The organism is Gracilibacillus sp. JCM 18966 (assembly GCF_055392695.1).
In genome coordinates, this window is sequence record NZ_AP043883.1 from 846,787 (window position 1) to 865,436 (window position 18,650).

The following is an 18,650-nucleotide window of genomic DNA, read 5'->3' on the forward strand; positions in this document are numbered from 1 at the left end:
CTTTTGCTTCCAATTAGAGATAATTCAGTACCATAATCGACCAATAGAAATTGGTCGATTTTTATAAATTTTTTATATAAAAAATAGGTTATGCAATTGTTATGAATGTGTTTAGCGTATAGTATAAAAACCTTGTCGAAAATATCTATTAAACTTTATTGAATGTTATAATAGAGATAAGTGCATATGGCTTTTATGGGTGGTGGCTCATTCCCTTTAAAGAAAGGGGGGTGAGCGTATGACGGTATTCGAAACCATTTTCTTGATGATCTCTTTCGCAACACTAATTGTAGCTATACTGTCATTTCATCAAAAAAAATAACCATCCATAGCCTGACAAGCATTTAGGATGGTTATTTTTCTGTCTTTTGCGAGTCGCCCCCTTAAAGGGCTATGCACTAACCGTTTGGTGTACCAGCACCAGACGGTTTTTATTATTGTATGACCTTCTATTTATATTATACCCGAATTTCGTTAATTGTTAAACAATCAATATTATTTTCTTTCTAATCTTTATAAAAAAACAGGTGCAAAGTCCTATTTAACTGCCTTAGACAACTTTCCTATGAAGCTTGATATTTACTGAGTTTTTTACTATTGTAAAAGAGAATATTTTAAGATGGAATGCAATTATAGTAAGTCCATATATCTCTTTTACTTTATATACTAAAGTAAAAGAGAATGCTACATAGACGCCCCGACCAAAAATGATTGGTAGTCAGCAAAAAACATGCACATTATGTTCTTTATTTATCATGTATATCCCCTCATGCTTTTCCACCATGGATTCCTCTTTTCAGATGTATACTCTTTTAGTTAAACGTTTGTAATACTGTGCCTCTTCCATTATCGACTTCTATTTCAGCGGACGCTCCATTTATAAAAGTAATCTGTGGTGGTACATGACCACAATCTATATCGTATAGGATAGGAATTTGGAGTTCTTCAGAAAGCTCTTTATAAACATCTTCCACTGTATAATTTGTGACAGGTGTATTAGCTGAACTCCTTCCAAACATAATACTATTACAATTATTAAACCAACCAGCCAATTTCATTTGTATTAGAGTCCTACGTAAGTCAGTGGTCGATAACTCACAATTTTCGAGAAACCATATGACAGAGTCTCCTGCAATATAGTTATTTTTAAAATACTGTACATCCCCGTATGGTGTGCCAATTAAATGTCTTATCGTATCAATACATCCACCAAGTAATCTTCCCCGAACCTTAACTTTATGATTTGCAGTTGACTTCCAGTAAGTATTCTCTGTTAGATAGAAAATGTGAGGAGTAGGTTTATCAAATTGCCATTCCTTTTGATATTTTTCTGATGAATGTTGGAGAATTGATTCGCCTTTTTTGGTGGATAAAACAGATTGCCACATTGCAGTCGTATCATCAGAATAATCCCCTCTTAGATCTACTAAATTTGTACCATGAGCAGTAGCTATACCTGTATTTAATGTAATAGCTAACAATAGTAAACTAATATCAGAATAGCCCAAGACCCATTTGTTCTGTATATTTCTAAAATCGATATATTCAAGTGTCTCAATAAGTAGTTCTCCACCCCATGGAGGAATAATAAGGTTAATATCTTCGTTAATCATCATATCATTAAACTCTTCTGCACGTTTTTTTGCTGATGCAGACTTTGCCTTATCTTGAGTCCAAGGAGTTTCACCACACTTAATATGGAAACCCTTCTTTTCCATACTTTTAAACGCCGAATTAAGCAATTCATGCAATTCACTTGGTACTCCCGATGATGGTGCAGTTACTCCTATCGTCATCCCTTTTTCTAAGAATGGATAATGGATCATTTTACGCCTCCCGTTTAGTATGTAGTATAGAAAGAACCCATTTTGAAAAATGTTTGTTTAAAATAGATTCTCTTCCAACATATTTCAATTTATTTTTATAAAAAAGTGTGATTATTTTCTAACTTTGTTGTTCCATAATCGATTGTTGAACTGCCTTCCTCCTTCATGCTTTATCTTCTTCACCAAAACAATATTGTTTAAGTTATTTACAACCATTCCGTTCAAATAATGTCCATATTTGCTCTGCCATCCATTGAGGAGGCTGCGGCATGTGATTCAGTATCCAGTTCTCCACAGTTCCGACAAATGCTGTGGTCATAAATTGTACAATAAATTCCTTATCTACGTTCTGATTGATGCCCTGCATATGCATTTTCTTCTGCATACCAGACGAAAGCAATGCCATCATCCGTTCCCGAAATGTGGAAGTTTTTTTATTGGATAACATGGAAGAGAAGAATGCGAAATTTTCCTCAACATAAATAAACAAGGACTTGAGCGCCTCAATTGCCTCAGTCTGCTCCAGTTTTTCCTCTGTAAACTTGGTAAAGGTACAAGAGTGAATCATTCTGTTCAAATGATCATCGATACTATGATCTAACAAATCATACTTATCCATATAATGAAGATAAAAAGTCCCACGATTGACATTAGCACGTTCGGAAATGTCATTAATGGTAATTCGATCAAATTCTTTTTCCGTAAGCAATCCTAAAAATGCTTCATTAATGGCTTTTTTCGTCCTAAGAATTCGTCTATCTGTTTTGGTTTCCATTTGTTATTGTCTCCTTTCGTTAATCAACAATATTCATCCGATTGTTGTATATAGTACAAAAGCACGTATATTAGCGATTGAATTTATCCCTATTCTCTTTATAATAATACTCAACAACAGTCTGATAATCAACATTTGTTCAAATAACTGTTGAAAGGTACAAAAAATTTATATAAGGAGCGATAGATATGGAAAACATACAATCTAAGGTCGTTATTATTACAGGGGCATCCAGTGGAATTGGAGAAGCCACTGCCAAGTTCTTAGCTCATCATGGAGCAAGTCTGGTGTTGGCAGCAAGAAGAGAGGCTCGATTGAGAACCATAGTAGACAACATTCTCCAAGAGGGTGGTAACGCAGTTTATATGCAGACAGATGTAACTAATGCTGAAGACATGCAAAGATTGGCACAGTTTACACTAGAAAATTTTGGACATATTGATGTTCTTATCAATAATGCGGGTGTTCAGTTGAATTCTCATTTACATGAACTGAAAATGAACGAATGGATGCAAACTATTGATGTAAATATCAAGGGAGTTCTTAACGGCATTGCTGCAGTATTGCCTACAATGAGGAAACAAAAATTAGGACATATTATCAACATATCTTCAGTGATGGGACATAGGATTATCCCGACAACTGCTGTATACAGCGCAAGCAAATCTGCTGTCCGCGCAATCTCGGAAGGGCTGCGTCAGGAAGAATCAACGGATTCTGGGATTCGGTCCACCATCATCTCACCGGGATTGACGGCGATTGGTGTGTTAGAGGAGTATTCAGACTATCCAAGTCTTTCCCCATCCGCTGTCTCACAGGCTATTGCATATGCAATCAATCAGCCTGATGATGCCAACGTAAACGAGATTGTCATCAGACCTACGTTGCAATCAATATAAAACTTTCTGTCTACGTTATAGAAAGATTAATGCCTTTTTGGTGTATAAAGTTAACAAAGGCCGATGCTAAGTAAAAACAAAGAAAGCAAAAGAAATAGGCAAGTAGAAATTGAGGAAAGAATGAAAGGATGGTTTGGAATAATACCAGCTCATTCTAACATTCAAATAAAGTTTGATTAAAAATACCTAACAAACCTATACTTTACGATAAGTGAAAAGAATCCATTTAGGAAAAATAATGATCAAAATGGATTCTTTTCCTGTAGTTTTGCACTAGCGGCATACCATAATCACTTGTTTTATCGGTATCCCTCCTGAAATAAATATATAATTTTACCAAATGAAGAAGGCCACTTTTCTTTAAGGTTTTTTTTTCGAAAATTAGTGTAGAATAGATCACTGAGTATTCAACAGTCAGATATAGCTAATATTTCTCGTCGTGGTCTTATCAACCTCTTCCTCTTTTACCATCCCCAAACTAACACCTTTGCGCTTTTTTAACCTTTTCGCCAGTACATTAACCCTGAACTTGAGCTGAAATTTCCCGGATCAGAACCTGTTATAATAACATGTAATTAATCCTTAAAAAATGAGGTGTAACGATGAATTTACTATCTCTTCGTTATTTTGTTGAAGTTGCCAACACGTTAAATTTTACAGAGGCATCAAGGAACCTTCATGTCTCCCAACCCGGAATTAGCCAACAAATTCATATTCTTGAGAAACAGCTTGGAGTAAAGCTTCTTTATCGTACCACGAGAAGTGTAGAGCTAACTGAGGAAGGTAAATATTTGTTAGAAAAAGTGGCCCCTTCCTTTAACCAAATTGAAAACACAGTCTCGAATGTTATGAACACAACTCAAATGCCGTTTCTTGTAAAAATAGCGACCATCCCATCAGCGGCCAGCCTATATTTGCCTAAAATCATGAAAAATCTTCATGAACAATTTCCAGACATCGAATTCAACATTAAAGAGACGACTTCCGCGCATGCGACTGAACTTATCAAAAGTAGAGAATATCATATTGGTTTCATACGAACGCAGGACAACTTCCATTCGTTCAATCAAATGGAAGTGGAGCATTTGGAGCTTAATAGGTCTCCACTTGTGGCAGTTGTGTCTGCTAATCATAAGCTTGCTTCACAACAAAAGATTCATTTGAAAGAGCTGAAAGATGATTTCTTTTTACATTACGATTCGGATCAGTCACCAGCTCTTCATGATTTGCTTCAAACTGCCTGTGAAGAAGCGGGATTTACACCAAAAACAATTTGTAGCGGTTCCGAGTTGCTCACAATTTCGAATCTTGTTTCGAACAATTTCGTTGTTACATTAATGCCCATGGATATGTTTCAGCTAATCGATTCTAAAAGGATTATATGTTTGGGTTTAGAAGGTAATCAACTAGAAAGCTCTATCTCTGCTGTCTGGGAAGAAAGCCCTTATATCAGGAAAAATACGAAATATATGTTGGAGATTCTCTCCAAACTAAAAAGTAATTTATAAGAAAAGGAATTATTTTAGCTTGATTTATAACTCTTCCTTATTAATTTATAACAAACCAGTATTTCTAAATAGAATACTGGTTTGTTAAGATTTCCTTATACTAAGAACGAGGGGGAAGAAAAAATGGGTAAAGCGTTAAAAGACTTTAAAATAGTAGTATATGGTCTTGGACCAATCGGAATGGAAATTTTGAAAAAGTGTGAAGAGCATTTGCGTGGAAAAGTAATTGGAGCCGTTGATATCGATCCTGCTAAGATTGGAAAAGATATCGGTGAACTAACCGGATTAGAACAGCGAGGCATACGGGTTGTTTCTTCTATTAAAGAAGTAGAAATACAAGGTGATTATCCACATATTGCGATTCATGCCACTGGTTCAAACTTGCAAACAGTTAGGCCACAAATCAAAGAATTAGTGGATAACGGTTATTCAGTTGTTTCCACTTGCGAACAACTTTCTTATCCATGGCACCGTTATCCGAAATTGTCAAAAGAAATTGATACCTATGCATCTGAAAAAGGGGTAACTGTAATCGGAACAGGCGTTAACCCGGGGTATGTCATGGATACACTCGTATTAAGCTTAACTTCTGTTCTGAGCGATATCTCATCTATACGCGTAACTCGTCGTGTTGACGTGAAAAAGCGCCGCCTTCCTTTACAGAAAAAAGTAGGCGTTGGAATGACAGAGGAAGAATTTAATAATCTTGCTACAGAAGGAAAAATCGGCCATGTTGGTCTTGAAGAATCACTCCGTCTCCTTGCAGCTGGCCTTGACTACGAACTCGAAAGTGTAAAGAATTCTATCAATCCAAAAGTGACAGACCAGCCGCTTTCATTACCTCATTTTGACGTGAAAGCCGGAGAAGTAATTGGTCTTCACCAAGTGTCCAAGGCTTCTACAAAAGATGGAAGAAACATTGAGCTTGACCTAGTTATGGCAACTTCGGTCAACGAATCAGAAGATGCTATAAAAATCGATGGAGACATGAAGCAAAGACTTGTAATTCCAGGTGGTATTTTCGGCGATTCAGCAACAGCTTCCATCATTATTAACACTACCAAAATAGTTGCGCTGGAAGTAAAACCAGGACTACAAACAATGAAAGACATTAGATTGACAAGAAACATTCACCTTTAAAATAAAAAGGAAAAGATTTCAGTGATACATTTATCTCTGTTATTTTTTCCTCTTTTATTTTTTCATGTAATAACTTGCTGATATTGTTATCAACAACATTATTCTTACATCATTGCAAGACTAATATAATTCCAACTTCAATTCTTCTTCCACAAACCTCCCTTTACTTCATGTACATTCGTACATTCTGTTACGAAGTCACCTGAAATAAAAGTTAAATATTGTATGTCTTAATTTAAAATAGCTACCTAAACAGTAGCTATTTTTCATCTTATATCTCTTCATATTATAACCCCTGTACTCTTCGTTAAATGCATAATTGGTTCTTGAAGCTTGATATACAAATATCTCTTCGAACTGGTTCTACTCCCATTTTTAAAGCATTTATTTACAATAGTCTTGTTGTGATTAGTGTTTGTTGTAGCAAATACATAAGTGTTTATATGTTCTACGATATATATTTGTCACCTTTCTTACCTCTTTTATAAATTCAGGATTAATAGACCGATTGCTATCAATTTGATTACCGCCTTCTATTGAACATGTCCAAATGTATCCTTCAATAGTTTCTTTTAATGGCAACTACAACATAAAAAAACCCTCTGCTTCTATGTTAAACGCAGAGGGTGAGATAAATAATTGGATATTTACAATTTTTTCTAAATCTTTAATCTAAACGTTTGAATATTTTTACCAAAAAAGACATTTCAGTATTGAACTTTTTTCATGCTACAATTTTATCTTTTTCCGAATCCCCTATTACTCCACCGTAACAGACTTCGCAAGGTTACGTGGTTTATCCACATCACAATCACGATGCAATGCTGCATAGTAAGAAAGTAATTGCATTGGAACGACACTTACAAGTGGTGTTAGTAGATCATGTACCTGTGGTAACACGAAAGTATCGCTATCCTTTTCCAATCCTTTCATACTAACAACACATGTGTTAGCTCCACGTGCAGCTACTTCTTGCACGTTTCCACGGATAGAGAGATTGACATTTTCTTGTGTTGAAATGGCAATCACAGGTGTACCCTCCTCAATTAGAGCAATGGTACCATGCTTTAACTCCCCACCGGCAAAGCCTTCTGCTTGGATATAAGAGATTTCTTTTAACTTAAGGGCTGCTTCTTGGACAACAAAGTAGTCCATTCCACGACCAATGAAGAATGCGTTGCGAGTTGTTTCGAACATCTCTTTTGCAATTCGCTCAAATTCTTCCTTTTGATCTGTTAATGTTTCCATTGCACTTGCGACAATACCTAGTTCTTGTAATGGATCAAACTCTAAGCCATTACCTTTAGCTCTCGCTGTATCTACAGCCAAAATGGCTAATACAGCAATTTGTGCCGTGTATGCTTTGGTAGAAGCAACTGCAATTTCTGGCCCTGCATGTAAATGCAACGTATAATCTGCTTCACGAGAAAGGGTGGAACCAGGAACATTTGTAATCGTAAGAGCTGGATGTCCTAACGCTTTTGTTTGGACTAATACAGCACGACTGTCCGCTGTTTCTCCACTTTGAGAAATGAAAATAAATAATGGTTTTTCAGATAAAAGTGGCATATTATAAGAGAACTCACTTGCAATATGCACTTCTACAGGAATATCTGCTAATCTTTCAATAAACTGCTTTCCAACTAGACCTGCATGATAGCTCGTTCCTGCAGCAATAATATAGATACGATCCGCTTTTTTCATTGCTTCTCTAATATTATCATCCAAACGGAGTGTATCATCTTCCCCTTGGTATTCTTGAATGATTTTGCGAATAACGATCGGTTGTTCATCAATTTCTTTCAGCATAAAGTGAGGATATGTCCCTTTTTCTGTATCAGCAGCGTCAATTTCCGCTACATATGCCTCACGTTCAACAACTGTACCATCAAGCTTTTGGATTTCCACTCGATCTTTTTGTACAAGCACGATTTCTTTATCTTCAATTTCGACATAGCGATTGGTTTCCTTTAATGTAGCCATTGCATCACTAGCTACTACATTAAAATCATCCCCTAAGCCAACAAGTAATGGGCTTTTATTTTTCGCCACATAAATAAGGTTAGGGTTTTGGTTATCGATTAATCCAATCGCATAAGAACCCTTTAATAAAGTCAGTGCTTGACGAAAAGCTTCTAATACATCATTTGTATTCAAATAAAGCTGCTCAATTAATTGAACGACAATTTCCGTATCTGTTTCACTTTTTAGCTCTACATTTTGTAGATACTCATCACGAATTTCATAATAGTTCTCGATCACACCATTATGAACTAAAGTAAATTGCGTACTTGCACTTTGATGTGGATGGGCATTATCCTCACTTGGTTCCCCATGGGTAGCCCAACGAGTATGACCAATACCAATAGATCCTTGAACAGAGGTGTCCACTTTTTCACGTAAAGCTGCAATACGACCCTTTACTTTAAAGATGTTCATACCAGAATCATTTAGTACAGCAATTCCAGCTGAATCATAGCCTCTATATTCTAATTTCTCTAAACCATTTAATAAAATATCCTTTGAATCATTTCCACCAATATAACCTACAATACCACACATATCGTTGTTTCCTCCTCTAAGTCAGAAGGGGCATACAAACGACCATAAACCTATTTGCATCAGGGGCGCTTGTTGCCCCTTTCTCGTGTATAGTTAGTTGTTCATCTTGTTTTTATTTTTGTACAAAAAGTCGCCTTCTTGTTTTCGATAAAAACTTCTCGGTTGAGATGGACAACCGGGAGGCATCCGCCGATCTACTTCGATAAACCTCCACCTCGTCAGCTATATCTGCCTATAGCCCTGGCGCTTTATAAAAAATGTCTCTACTATGCTCCTTTCCATTCTTGACTAAAAACGATGACTTTTCCATTTTACTTGAAAACATATTTCTTAGCAACCATAAAACTAATCATTTATTAAATCATATGCAAATCTAGCATTTATTGTACCGTTAAGAAGGCCTTTTCGGTCATTTTTTCACGATCAGGCCTTCCTTCTCCACTTAATCTCTGCCCATTACCTGTTCGATTACTTTGACAACTTCATCTACATATCGATTACAATCCTCAAGAGTTGGCGCCTCTACCATAACACGCACTAATGGCTCTGTTCCAGAAGGACGAACGAGTACTCTTCCTTGTGTACCCATTTCCTTTTCGACCTTTTCAATTGCCTCTAAGATGACAGGGTTTGTCATTACTTCATTTTTATTCACGACGCGAACATTCTTCAATACTTGTGGAAACTTCTCCATTTCACTGGCTAATTCAGATAAAGTGAGACCTGTTTCCTTCATCACATTCACTAATTGAAGACCTGAAAGCATACCATCTCCTGTTGTGGTATGATCTAAGAAGATAATATGTCCTGATTGCTCTCCACCAAGGTTGAAGTCCCCTTGACGCATTTCTTCCATGACATAACGGTCCCCAACAGCTGTTTTATTGCTTTTCATATTATGGGATTCTAAGGCCTTATAGAAGCCGATATTACTCATTACGGTAGACACAACCGTCGATTGACGGAGTAGTCCTTTGCCATTTAAATATTTTCCGATGATAAACATAATTTGGTCACCATCAACAATATTACCTTTTTCGTCCACAGCAATTAAACGATCTCCATCCCCATCAAATGCGAGACCAATATCAGCACCTTTCTCTACTACTAGTGCCTGAAGTTTCTCCGGATGCGTTGATCCAATTCCATCATTAATATTCAAGCCATTCGGTGAGGATCCAATCGTAGAAACATCTGCTTCTAGGTCTGCAAATAGATGGGTTGCTAAGCTTGATGTGGCACCATGGGCACAGTCAAGCGCAATATGTATACCATCAAATTCATTATCTACTGTTTCTTTTAAGAATTGGAGATACTTCTGGCCACCTTCGAAATAATCATTAATTTGACCAATCTCACTGCCTATCGGACGTGGTAGGTTGTCCTCCTCCTGGTCTAACAACGCTTCTATCTCCGCTTCCTGTTCATCTGATAGCTTAAATCCATCTGAACCAAAAAACTTAATGCCATTATCGGCTACAGGATTATGAGAGGCAGAAATCATTACACCTGCTTGTGCATCCATTGCCTTCGATAAATAGGCTACTCCCGGTGTAGAGATCACACCAAGCCTCATGACCTCTGCTCCTATGGATAAAAGCCCTGCAGCCAAAGCACCTTCTAGCATATGTCCGGAAATACGTGTGTCACGCCCAATTAACACCTTAGGATTAGAAGTTTCCTTTGTTAAGATATACCCACCGTAGCGCCCGAGTTTAAAGGCTAGCTCTGGCGTTAATTCTTTATTTGCCACTCCTCGGACACCATCTGTACCAAAATATTTTCCCATTTTATAATACGCTCCTTTATATTTTCTTCCGTTTGTGCATATATATAGACTAAGGTTCGGTTGTTAATGTTGCCTCATTTATCGCAAGTTCAATCTCTGCATCATCTGCTATATCGTCGGGTAATTCAGCACGGATCGGTAACGTGAATTCCCCCTCCTCTTGTCCCTCCATTGTCACAAATAATCGAAGGTCACTTGGGGTTATTTCAGATAGAACAGAAGGATAGCCACTTAGGGTAACATTCATTGTACCTGAAGCAGGATTCGTAAAGGCTACTTCTGTATCCTCTGGCTCTCCTTCTATCTCAATCGGTACATCTTCTATTACTTGCTCTTCCACCTTCTCTACCTCTATATTCGCATTTACTGTTGTTGTATTTACTTTTCTTACTTCAGAAGGGACGTTCAAATTCACTTCTACCGTTCCACTTTCCGTTATTTTACTTAGATCAATTGGTTGAGTGCTAATTTGCTCTAATGTTGCTAAGTAATCTTCTGCAGCAAATACTTGCACCTCTTCTGTTTCTAGTTCCATAGAAACAAGGTTTATCCCTTCTGGAAGCTCGTTTTCTGTTTCCATTGAAATTGGAACGGTTTTATTCGGACTAGCTAATTCTACCTCTACATCAACTGTCGGAGGATCTATTCGAACATTCAACTCATTACCTTGATTATCATAGACCTTTACTGGTACATCATCAACGCTAAAGGATTCACTTGCTCCTGCAACATCGACAAATCCTTTGATGATTGCAATATTATCTACAATACTTTTCGAGCTTGTCACAACGATTTGTCCAGGATCTGATGAAACATTCACTACCTCATAACCTGCTTCTATTTGATCCTTGTTCACAACATCTATATTCACAGAGAATTCCTCCGTTGCTCGCTCCTCAATCGAAACCTCCACTTCTTTAGGCTCGACATACACATTTAAATCCTCATCTATACCCGAATATTCAAGCGGTACCGTGTGTGTGCCCGTACCTAGACCTTCTAAGTCTACAAAAACATCGAAGTTCTTCCTTGTGGCAATCGATGTCACCTTACTAGCTGAGCCTTGAAGCGTTACTTTTACCGTTTCCGGTACACCGCCAACCACATATTCTTCTTCATCCAGAATAATTCTAACAGGGATATCCTCCAATGTCTGGGTTTCATTCGTTGTCCCAAAATAAGAATCAAATCCGTCATTATCATCATATACGTTCTCGTCAAAGGCAACAACGACAAATAATAAAACAGCTAACAACAAGGATACTATTCGTATCATCCACGGCTTATCTAACCATTTATTCATTTTTTTTACCCCTCCAATTCCAACCTTTCGTTGTAGAGGCTTTAAATTTCGTCACAAGCTCTAGTTTCAGCAATTCTGTTAGCTTCTCCACTGTAATATTTCGATGAAGCTCCCCGTTTTTTGTACAGGAAATGTTACCAGTTTCCTCTGAGACCGTAATCGTGATAGAATCCGTTACTTCACTGATTCCAAGTGCTGCGCGGTGTCTTGTCCCTAGCTCCTTTGAAATAAAGGGGCTTTCTGATAATGGCAAATAACATGCCGCTGCCACTATTTTATCCTGATTAATGATCACTGCTCCATCATGAAGAGGAGTGTTAGGTATGAAAATATTGGTCAATAGTTGATTCGTTAATTTACCGTTTATGGGGATACCAGTTGAGACAAAATCCCCTAACGAAATCTCTCTTTCAATGGTAATTAACGCACCTATTCGCCTTTTTGCCATATAGACACAGGAATCGGTGATTGCTTGGATGGATTGGTTCATTAACTCTTCCTGAGAAGTAGAGTTTCTTGAGAAAAAACTACCTCTACCTAATTGCTCAAGAGCTCTTCTTAATTCTGGTTGGAATAAGACAATAATGGCTACAGGCCCCCATACAATCACTTGACTCATCAATGCCCTCACTGTACTTAAGTCAAGCACCACACTTAATAAATAGATGGCAATTACCACAAATATACCATTTAACAGCTGTATGGCCTTTGTCCCTCTAATCAGCATAAGTAATTTATATAAAACATACCATATAATCGTTATATCTAAAGCAATTTTCACGATGCTAAGTACAGAAAAATCTCCATTAAGCATGCAAACACAACCTTATGTCCATCCGAATCCTCTTCCTATTCTAAAATTAGTTATGAACTAATTATAGCATAAATTAACGCCATGCTCCTCTCCTATGCCACAGATTTTGTTCAAACGAAAAAAAGAATGGCTTCATGCACCCAAAAAATTCTGTGGATGGTAAAAAAAGTGATCCTATCTTGATGAGATAAAGATCACTTCATAAGCTTAATCTGGAAGATTAAATACTAGTTCCGCCATTTCTTTTATTTCATACCATAACCAACCAAAGACACGATCAACCTCCTTGATTTCACCAGCTACATCACCAGCAGAAGCCTTTAGCTTGTCACCATTAATAATGATGACATCCCCTTTTACTTTACCCTCTATTTTAATATTACCATTCTTCACTTCGAGGTCATCCTCTATTACTACACCTTCAGGAACGATCACCGTATCATTTTCCACCACTAGGTTCATACCCTTTGGATAGCTTAACTGATGGTCCTGGTTCCACATAGTAAAAATACTACTAGACATTAAAATAAAGAAGATAGCTGCTGCTGTTAATAGTGGATGAACCCTAAACCATCTCTGAATGCTTGTTCTTTTCTTCTCCTTTGGTAATTGCGCCATTACTTTATTGGTGAAATCAAAGGATGGTTGAATATCCACATTTGCTGTGATCAATGCGACAGTTCTTTTTAATTCTTTGAAATGTTCCTGACAAGCTTCGCATGATCTCAAATGGGAGCGTAGTTCCTGTTCCTTCTCTTCTGAAATGTCACCATCCAAATATCGATGCATTAATTGAATGATTTCCTTATTACAACTCATTTTTTACACCCCTTTACACATGTCGAAGCTTCTTGCGCAGAGCTTCTCTCCCTCTATGAATTCTTGTTTTTACTGTTCCAACAGGGATTTCTAGAATTTCACTAATTTCTTTTAGAGAGAGTTCATCTATAAACCGTAAAGCAATTATACTACGATATTTCGCAGGTAATTGCATAATTTCCTTTTGGATATAGCTTTGTGTTTCTAGACTGGTCACTTCATCCTCAGGTAATACACCATTATCCGGAATTTGGGAATATAAATTCATTCCTTCTGTCCCCTTAATTTCTGCATCAAGGTAATAATCAGGCTTCTTCTTCCTCATCCGGTCTATCGCAAGGTTAGTCGCGATACGATAGAGCCATGTTGAAAACTTCCTATTCTCATCATATGACTGAATATTAATATAGGCTCTTATAAAGGCTTCCTGTGCCAAGTCTTCTGCCTCATGCTTATTGCCAATCATCCGAAAACAGATGGCAAAAACCTTATTTTGATAAAATGAGACCACATCCTCAAAGGCAGCTTGATCACCTTTTTTAACTAGTTTTATTTGTTTGACTATCTTTTCCTCGATCATCCTAATACCTCCGCCATATTTGCGGTTAATCTTTATACGTAAGACTACACCTAAAGGTTTCAATTTTATTAAAAACTTTTTAGCCTATATACTGAAAATGACAATAAAAGTATTATAACAAGAAAATAGTATTTTTTGTTGGTGAATGAATAAATTTTTGTAAACTATTAGGAAGAAAGATAGATTTTTGATTTTAGCTCATCCGTACGATTATTGAATTATTCTTCCATTATTTGATAGAATATAGTTTTAAGGCATATTTTTTAGTGTGATAACTGTGAAGGAGGTAAAAGTATGAAGATCACTTCCATGGAACCGACTCCTAGCCCCTATTCAATGAAAATAAACCTTGATGAGAAGCTTCCTGATGGAAAATCAGAGAACTATAAGGCTACGGATATGCTAGAGGATGTCCCGTCCTATGTACAAGCACTTTTTGAAGTCAAAGGGGTCAAGGGGATCTACCGAGTAGTTGATTTTATTGCTTTAGAAAGAGATCCAAAAGTCGCTTGGGAGGAAATTCTCCCAAAAGTTCAAAATAAATTAGGGTCAGTAGAAGACTTAGAGGAAAGCTTTACGAACCAAAAAAGCAGCCAATCCACGGATGCCTTCGGAGAAATTCAAGTGTTTATCCAAATGTTTCGTTTTATTCCAATGCAGGTTAAATTAGAAGAAGGAGACATAGAGAAACGTTTCGGATTGCCAGATCGATTTACAGAAGCCGCATTAAAGGCATCTGCTGATTCGGACATGCTCAAGGAACGAAAATGGGTCGAGCAATCACCACGTTATGGAGATATTGACAAAATTGGATTAGAGGTTGTCGAGGAATTAAGTGCAAGCTATGATCAAAACAGATTGAATGAGCTCCTTCATTTTGTCGATGATGCTAGTCAGGGCTCTTTTTATCATGAAGTTACCATCGATATGTTAGATAATCCAGATTGGAAGGCGAGATACGCAGCCCTTGACCGAATGTCTCCAAGCTTGAAGGATCTTCCTGTATTAAATAAGGCTCTAGATGATGAAAAAGCGTCAATCCGGCGTCTTGCAACAGCTTATTTAGGGATGATTGAAGAGGAAGAGGTACTCCCATATTTATATAAAGCTTTAAAGGATCCAGCGGTTAATGTACGAAGAACTGCAGGAGACTGTTTGTCTGATCTTGGCTTTAAACAAGCTATGCCGGAAATGATTGACTCTTTATCTGATAAAAACCGCCTTGTTCGTTGGCGTGCTGCTATGTTTTTATATGAACTCGGTGATGAAACGGCTATCCCAGCACTGAAAGAGACATTAGATGATCCAGAATTCGAGGTAAGAATGCAAGCAAAGATGGCACTTGCAAGAATTGAGGAAGGAGAAAGTGCGAAGGGCTCCATATGGCAACAAATGTCGGATGTTACAAAAAAGAAACCGTAGTCTAGTCTTGCTTTTTTACAAAGCAAGACTTTTTTTACGCCTTTATCTAAGCCTAGAGACCTAATCAAAATTACAACTTAAGCTTCTTATTTCTCTTACGGCTTTTTCATACAATAGTAAAAAAAGGCTTGCAGGAGATAAGAAAGATGAAACAAAATAAGATTTATTTATTATTCACCAATACTCGAACGCTATTTACAAGAACGATTCGTTTATATACGAAAGCAGATTATAACCATGCTTCGATCGCTCTTGATCCTAACTTTAACGAAACATATAGCTTTGGTAGAAAAAAGCCTCGCAACCCCTTCCATGGTGGATTTGTCAAAGAAAAAATAAACGAAAATTTATTCAGAACTGCTGATTGTATTATTTATTCTTACACAATAACCAAGCAACAGGAACGAAGAATTAAGCAAGTATTGGCAAATTTCGACCGTAATAAAGAGACATATCACTATAATTTAATTGGCTTATTCGGAGTGATGCTCAATAAACCGATCCAGAGAAAAAATGCTTATTTCTGTTCTCAGTTTGTCGCGTATATTTTAAAAGAGTCTGGGATTATTACATTTGACAAGCCTCTAGAGCTGGTTACTCCATATGATTTACAACAAATTCCTAAATTAGAATTCGTGTATGAAGGAAAATTACACCAAGCAGTTAGTTAAACTATTTATCATAATGGAGGAATCAAGGAATGGCACAAAAAAGAAAAAATCGATTTTGGCTATTTACAAGAAATATCCTTTTATTTTTAACAGCAATAAGTTTTGTTTGGTTTCTAGCACATCAGCTAATGACTCTCAACGAAAAGAATAAGTATAGTCCAATAGGGGAATTAGTAGAGGTCGATGGAAAGAATATGCATGTCTATACAAAAGGGAAAGGTGAAAATACGATTGTATTACTTAGTGGCCTAGGAACTGCTGCACCTGTGTTAGATTTTGAGCCATTGATTAACGAGCTGGCAAAGCAAAACAATGTAGTATCCATTGAGAGCTTTGGTTATGGCTGGAGCGATAGTACTAACAAAGAGCGTACAGTAAAGAACATTGTAGAAGAGATTCGATCTGCTCTAAAAAAAGCAGGTATAGAAGGTCCGTACATATTGATGCCACATTCTATTTCTGGGATTTACAGCTTGTATTATGCTAATAAATATCCAGATGAAATTCAATCAGTGGTAGGAATAGACTTTACTTTACCACAAGCTCTAGCTTATTTTAATGAATCAGCACCGACGATGCCTAACTATATGAAATATTTAGCACCAACAGGGATTGGACGACTTGTTACAATGGTGAATCCAGATGATTTTTTACCAATAGCGGAAAAAGGAACATATACAGAGGAAAACTTAAAAATGACAAAAGCCATTTCAGCTTGGAAAGGCTATAATGAAAATATTGTTGAAGAAGCTAAGCAAATAGGAAACAATGTACAGAAAACGAAGAATATGACTTTTCCACCTACAATTCCTGTCTTAGTTTTCACAACGAAAGAAGAGTCACAGGGAAGGAAATCACTAGAAACATTTTATAAGGAACAGTTACATGATCATCATTCCAGTAAGGTCATCACACTAGAGGGACATCATTATTTACACTGGACTCGTGCTAAGGATATGGCTAAGCAATTCGAAGAATGGAAGGAAAATATAGATAAAAACAACTGAAGCAATTCTCTATTATACAGCAAAAACCGAACTATTTTAAAATCATAGTTCGGTTTCCGTCTTTGACAAAATAAAAATGGAGCCTAGCGGGATCGAACCGCTGACCTCCTGCGTGCAAAGCAGGCGCTCTCCCAGCTGAGCTAAGGCCCCTAAAAATGGTGAGCCATGGAGGATTCGAACCTCCGACCCTCTGATTAAAAGTCAGATGCTCTACCAACTGAGCTAATGGCTCGTTAAAATAATTTTCTCCCTAATTCAAAGAGCGTTCATTATGTTAACCCCTGCATCTTCTAGTTTATTCGATGATGATTAATGCTTCGGGGTTACTCGTAGTTTATTCGGTAGAAGTATTGCTCGTTGCTCTACCAACTGAGCTAATGGCTCGTTAAAATAATTTTCTCCCTAATTCAAAGAGCGTTCATTATGTTAACCCCTGCATCTTCTAGTTTATTCGATGATGATTAATGCTTCGGGGTTACTCGTAGTTTATTCGGTAGAAGTATTGCTCGTTGCTCTACCAACTGAGCTAATGGCTCGTTAAAATAATTTTCTCCCTAATTCAAAGAGCGTTCATTATGTTAACCCCTGCATCTTCTAGTTTATTCGATGATGATTAATGCTTCGGGGTTACTCGTAGTTTATTCGGTAGAAGTATTGCTCGTTGCTCTACCAACTGAGCTAATGGCTTCTATCCCATAGTTTCATTCTAATTGTTATAGTTTATATGCATTTAACCCTAAATTTTATATGTAGAAAAAAGAATGGCTGGGCTAGCTGGATTCGAACCAGCGCATGACGGTACCAAAAACCGTTGCCTTACCGCTTGGCTATAGCCCAACAAAAAACGTATATCGATAGTATACACGCCTGATCTAAATTTATACATAATAAATGGTGGAGGGAGTAGGACTCGAACCTACGAACCCGATGGGAGCGGATTTACAGTCCGCCGCGTTTGGCCAACTTCGCTATCCCTCCAAATAAAATTATGATCTAGTTCCAGTGGTGCCGGCCAGAGGACTTGAACCCCCAACCTACTGATTACAAGTCAGTTGCTCTACCAATTGAGCTAGACCGGCATAACATGGTGGAGGATGCAGGGCTCGAACCTGCGACCCCTTGCTTGTAAGGCAAGTGCTCTCCCAGCTGAGCTAATCCTCCGCCGCACAGGATGTGCAAGTGCATGCGTTGCGACAGGGACGTCGCGATCTTAGCATGCCATCCTTAATATAAAGTAGCAATAACTAATGATTACTGTGGTTATTATGGTGACCCGTACGGGATTCGAACCCGTGTTACCGCCGTGAAAGGGCGGTGTCTTAACCACTTGACCAACGGGCCAGTAAATCTAGGAGAGCTTCCAGCCGGACTTGAACCGACGACCCCTTCCTTACCATGGAAGTGCTCTACCGACTGAGCTATGGAAGCAAGTGGCTCCACAGGTAGGATTCGAACCTACGACCGATCGGTTAACAGCCGATTGCTCTACCACTGAGCTACTGTGGAATAAACATTTACTTCTGTTGCTTCTCAAA

15 protein-coding genes and 9 tRNA genes are annotated in these 18,650 nt (G+C 37.6%); 7 read left to right on the top strand and 17 right to left on the bottom strand.

Going from position 1 to position 18,650, the window contains the following annotated elements:
* Positions 1-265: 265 nt before the first annotated feature.
* Positions 266-322 (top strand): putative holin-like toxin, encoded by a 57-nt coding sequence (locus tag ACZ5N5_RS03895; RefSeq protein ID WP_464373746.1) that lies wholly within the window; start codon positions 266-268, stop codon positions 320-322.
* Positions 323-812: 490 nt separating this feature from the next.
* Here the strand turns inward: ACZ5N5_RS03895 and ACZ5N5_RS03900 are convergent, their stop codons facing one another.
* Positions 813-1,826 carry a S66 family peptidase gene (locus tag ACZ5N5_RS03900; protein ID WP_109982948.1) on the bottom strand — a complete coding sequence of 338 codons (1,014 nt, stop codon included), beginning with the start codon at positions 1,824-1,826 and terminating at the stop codon, positions 813-815.
* A 202-nt stretch (positions 1,827-2,028) separates the two neighbouring features.
* Positions 2,029-2,601: a TetR/AcrR family transcriptional regulator gene (locus ACZ5N5_RS03905; RefSeq protein WP_277680053.1), complete on the bottom strand. Its 573-nt coding sequence runs from the start codon at positions 2,599-2,601 to the stop codon at positions 2,029-2,031.
* A 188-nt stretch (positions 2,602-2,789) separates the two neighbouring features.
* Between ACZ5N5_RS03905 and ACZ5N5_RS03910 the strand changes: the two genes are divergently transcribed.
* The 3 genes from ACZ5N5_RS03910 (at position 2,790) to ACZ5N5_RS03920 (ending at position 6,148) form a co-directional block, all read left to right on the top strand.
* Entirely contained in the window at positions 2,790-3,500 is a 711-nt protein-coding gene (locus ACZ5N5_RS03910; protein WP_464373313.1) for an SDR family oxidoreductase, read from the top strand.
* Between the two features lie 602 nt (positions 3,501-4,102).
* Positions 4,103-5,008: a LysR family transcriptional regulator gene (locus ACZ5N5_RS03915; RefSeq protein WP_054789146.1), complete on the top strand. Its 906-nt coding sequence runs from the start codon at positions 4,103-4,105 to the stop codon at positions 5,006-5,008.
* A gap of 123 nt (positions 5,009-5,131) precedes the next feature.
* Entirely contained in the window at positions 5,132-6,148 is a 1,017-nt protein-coding gene (locus tag ACZ5N5_RS03920; protein ID WP_464373314.1) for an NAD(P)H-dependent amine dehydrogenase family protein, read from the top strand.
* A 759-nt stretch (positions 6,149-6,907) separates the two neighbouring features.
* Here the strand turns inward: ACZ5N5_RS03920 and glmS are convergent.
* The 6 genes from glmS to sigW all read right to left on the bottom strand — a co-directional run bounded on the left by glmS (position 6,908) and on the right by sigW (position 14,012).
* Positions 6,908-8,710: a glutamine--fructose-6-phosphate transaminase (isomerizing) gene (gene glmS, locus ACZ5N5_RS03925; protein WP_464373315.1), complete on the bottom strand. Its 1,803-nt coding sequence runs from the start codon at positions 8,708-8,710 to the stop codon at positions 6,908-6,910.
* A gap of 442 nt (positions 8,711-9,152) precedes the next feature.
* Complete coding sequence (glmM, locus tag ACZ5N5_RS03930; protein WP_464367531.1) at positions 9,153-10,499, bottom strand: phosphoglucosamine mutase; 1,347 nt, start codon at positions 10,497-10,499, stop codon at positions 9,153-9,155.
* A gap of 49 nt (positions 10,500-10,548) precedes the next feature.
* Entirely contained in the window at positions 10,549-11,802 is a 1,254-nt protein-coding gene (locus ACZ5N5_RS03935; protein ID WP_109982973.1) for a CdaR family protein, read from the bottom strand.
* On the bottom strand, positions 11,795-12,616 hold the full coding sequence (cdaA, locus tag ACZ5N5_RS03940; protein WP_109982974.1) for a diadenylate cyclase CdaA: 822 nt from the start codon (positions 12,614-12,616) through the stop codon (positions 11,795-11,797). Before cdaA ends, ACZ5N5_RS03935 begins: the two co-directional genes overlap by 8 nt.
* Before the next feature lie 207 nt (positions 12,617-12,823).
* Entirely contained in the window at positions 12,824-13,435 is a 612-nt protein-coding gene (locus ACZ5N5_RS03945; protein WP_054789147.1) for a zf-HC2 domain-containing protein, read from the bottom strand.
* A gap of 13 nt (positions 13,436-13,448) precedes the next feature.
* Entirely contained in the window at positions 13,449-14,012 is a 564-nt protein-coding gene (sigW, locus tag ACZ5N5_RS03950; RefSeq protein WP_054789150.1) for an RNA polymerase sigma factor SigW, read from the bottom strand.
* Between the two features lie 297 nt (positions 14,013-14,309).
* Between sigW and ACZ5N5_RS03955 the strand changes: the two genes are divergently transcribed.
* From ACZ5N5_RS03955 to ACZ5N5_RS03965, 3 genes are all read left to right on the top strand, one after another.
* A complete protein-coding gene (locus ACZ5N5_RS03955) occupies positions 14,310-15,437 on the top strand; it encodes a conserved virulence factor C family protein (protein ID WP_277680062.1) in 1,128 nt (375 codons plus the stop codon).
* Between the two features lie 146 nt (positions 15,438-15,583).
* Positions 15,584-16,108 (top strand): hypothetical protein, encoded by a 525-nt coding sequence (locus ACZ5N5_RS03960; RefSeq protein ID WP_464373316.1) that lies wholly within the window; start codon positions 15,584-15,586, stop codon positions 16,106-16,108.
* A 29-nt stretch (positions 16,109-16,137) separates the two neighbouring features.
* Positions 16,138-17,115, top strand: coding sequence for an alpha/beta fold hydrolase (locus ACZ5N5_RS03965; protein ID WP_464373317.1), 978 nt, complete (start codon positions 16,138-16,140; stop codon positions 17,113-17,115).
* 77 nt (positions 17,116-17,192) lie between these two features.
* Here ACZ5N5_RS03965 and ACZ5N5_RS03970 read toward each other — a convergent pair.
* From ACZ5N5_RS03970 to ACZ5N5_RS04010, 9 genes are all read right to left on the bottom strand, one after another.
* Positions 17,193-17,265 (bottom strand) — tRNA-Ala (locus tag ACZ5N5_RS03970).
* Positions 17,266-17,271: 6 nt separating this feature from the next.
* Positions 17,272-17,347, bottom strand: a tRNA-Lys gene (locus ACZ5N5_RS03975).
* A 530-nt stretch (positions 17,348-17,877) separates the two neighbouring features.
* Positions 17,878-17,952, bottom strand: a tRNA-Gln gene (locus tag ACZ5N5_RS03980).
* A gap of 55 nt (positions 17,953-18,007) precedes the next feature.
* Positions 18,008-18,093: transfer RNA gene (locus ACZ5N5_RS03985), tRNA-Tyr, on the bottom strand.
* 25 nt (positions 18,094-18,118) lie between these two features.
* A tRNA-Thr gene (locus ACZ5N5_RS03990) sits at positions 18,119-18,194 on the bottom strand.
* A 6-nt stretch (positions 18,195-18,200) separates the two neighbouring features.
* Positions 18,201-18,276, bottom strand: a tRNA-Val gene (locus tag ACZ5N5_RS03995).
* Between the two features lie 105 nt (positions 18,277-18,381).
* Positions 18,382-18,456 (bottom strand) — tRNA-Glu (locus tag ACZ5N5_RS04000).
* Positions 18,457-18,470: 14 nt separating this feature from the next.
* Positions 18,471-18,543, bottom strand: a tRNA-Thr gene (locus ACZ5N5_RS04005).
* Positions 18,544-18,546: 3 nt separating this feature from the next.
* Positions 18,547-18,621: transfer RNA gene (locus ACZ5N5_RS04010), tRNA-Asn, on the bottom strand.
* Positions 18,622-18,650: the final 29 nt, after the last annotated feature.

Excerpts from the sequence above, each read along its gene's own strand:
- ACZ5N5_RS03920 (WP_464373314.1), top strand. The coding sequence starts at position 5,132 with ATGGGTAAAGCGTTAAAAGACTTTAAAATAGTAGTATATGGTCTTGGA.
- ACZ5N5_RS03955 (WP_277680062.1), top strand. The coding sequence starts at position 14,310 with ATGAAGATCACTTCCATGGAACCGACTCCTAGCCCCTATTCAATGAAA.
- ACZ5N5_RS03945 (WP_054789147.1), bottom strand. The coding sequence starts at position 13,435 with ATGAGTTGTAATAAGGAAATCATTCAATTAATGCATCGATATTTGGAT.
- glmS (WP_464373315.1), bottom strand. The coding sequence starts at position 8,710 with ATGTGTGGTATTGTAGGTTATATTGGTGGAAATGATTCAAAGGATATT.
- ACZ5N5_RS03915 (WP_054789146.1), top strand. The coding sequence starts at position 4,103 with ATGAATTTACTATCTCTTCGTTATTTTGTTGAAGTTGCCAACACGTTA.
- cdaA (WP_109982974.1), bottom strand. The coding sequence starts at position 12,616 with ATGCTTAATGGAGATTTTTCTGTACTTAGCATCGTGAAAATTGCTTTA.
- ACZ5N5_RS03965 (WP_464373317.1), top strand. The coding sequence starts at position 16,138 with ATGGCACAAAAAAGAAAAAATCGATTTTGGCTATTTACAAGAAATATC.
- ACZ5N5_RS03900 (WP_109982948.1), bottom strand. The coding sequence starts at position 1,826 with ATGATCCATTATCCATTCTTAGAAAAAGGGATGACGATAGGAGTAACT.
- glmM (WP_464367531.1), bottom strand. The coding sequence starts at position 10,499 with ATGGGAAAATATTTTGGTACAGATGGTGTCCGAGGAGTGGCAAATAAA.
- ACZ5N5_RS03960 (WP_464373316.1), top strand. The coding sequence starts at position 15,584 with ATGAAACAAAATAAGATTTATTTATTATTCACCAATACTCGAACGCTA.
- ACZ5N5_RS03905 (WP_277680053.1), bottom strand. The coding sequence starts at position 2,601 with ATGGAAACCAAAACAGATAGACGAATTCTTAGGACGAAAAAAGCCATT.
- ACZ5N5_RS03910 (WP_464373313.1), top strand. The coding sequence starts at position 2,790 with ATGGAAAACATACAATCTAAGGTCGTTATTATTACAGGGGCATCCAGT.
- ACZ5N5_RS03935 (WP_109982973.1), bottom strand. The coding sequence starts at position 11,802 with ATGAATAAATGGTTAGATAAGCCGTGGATGATACGAATAGTATCCTTG.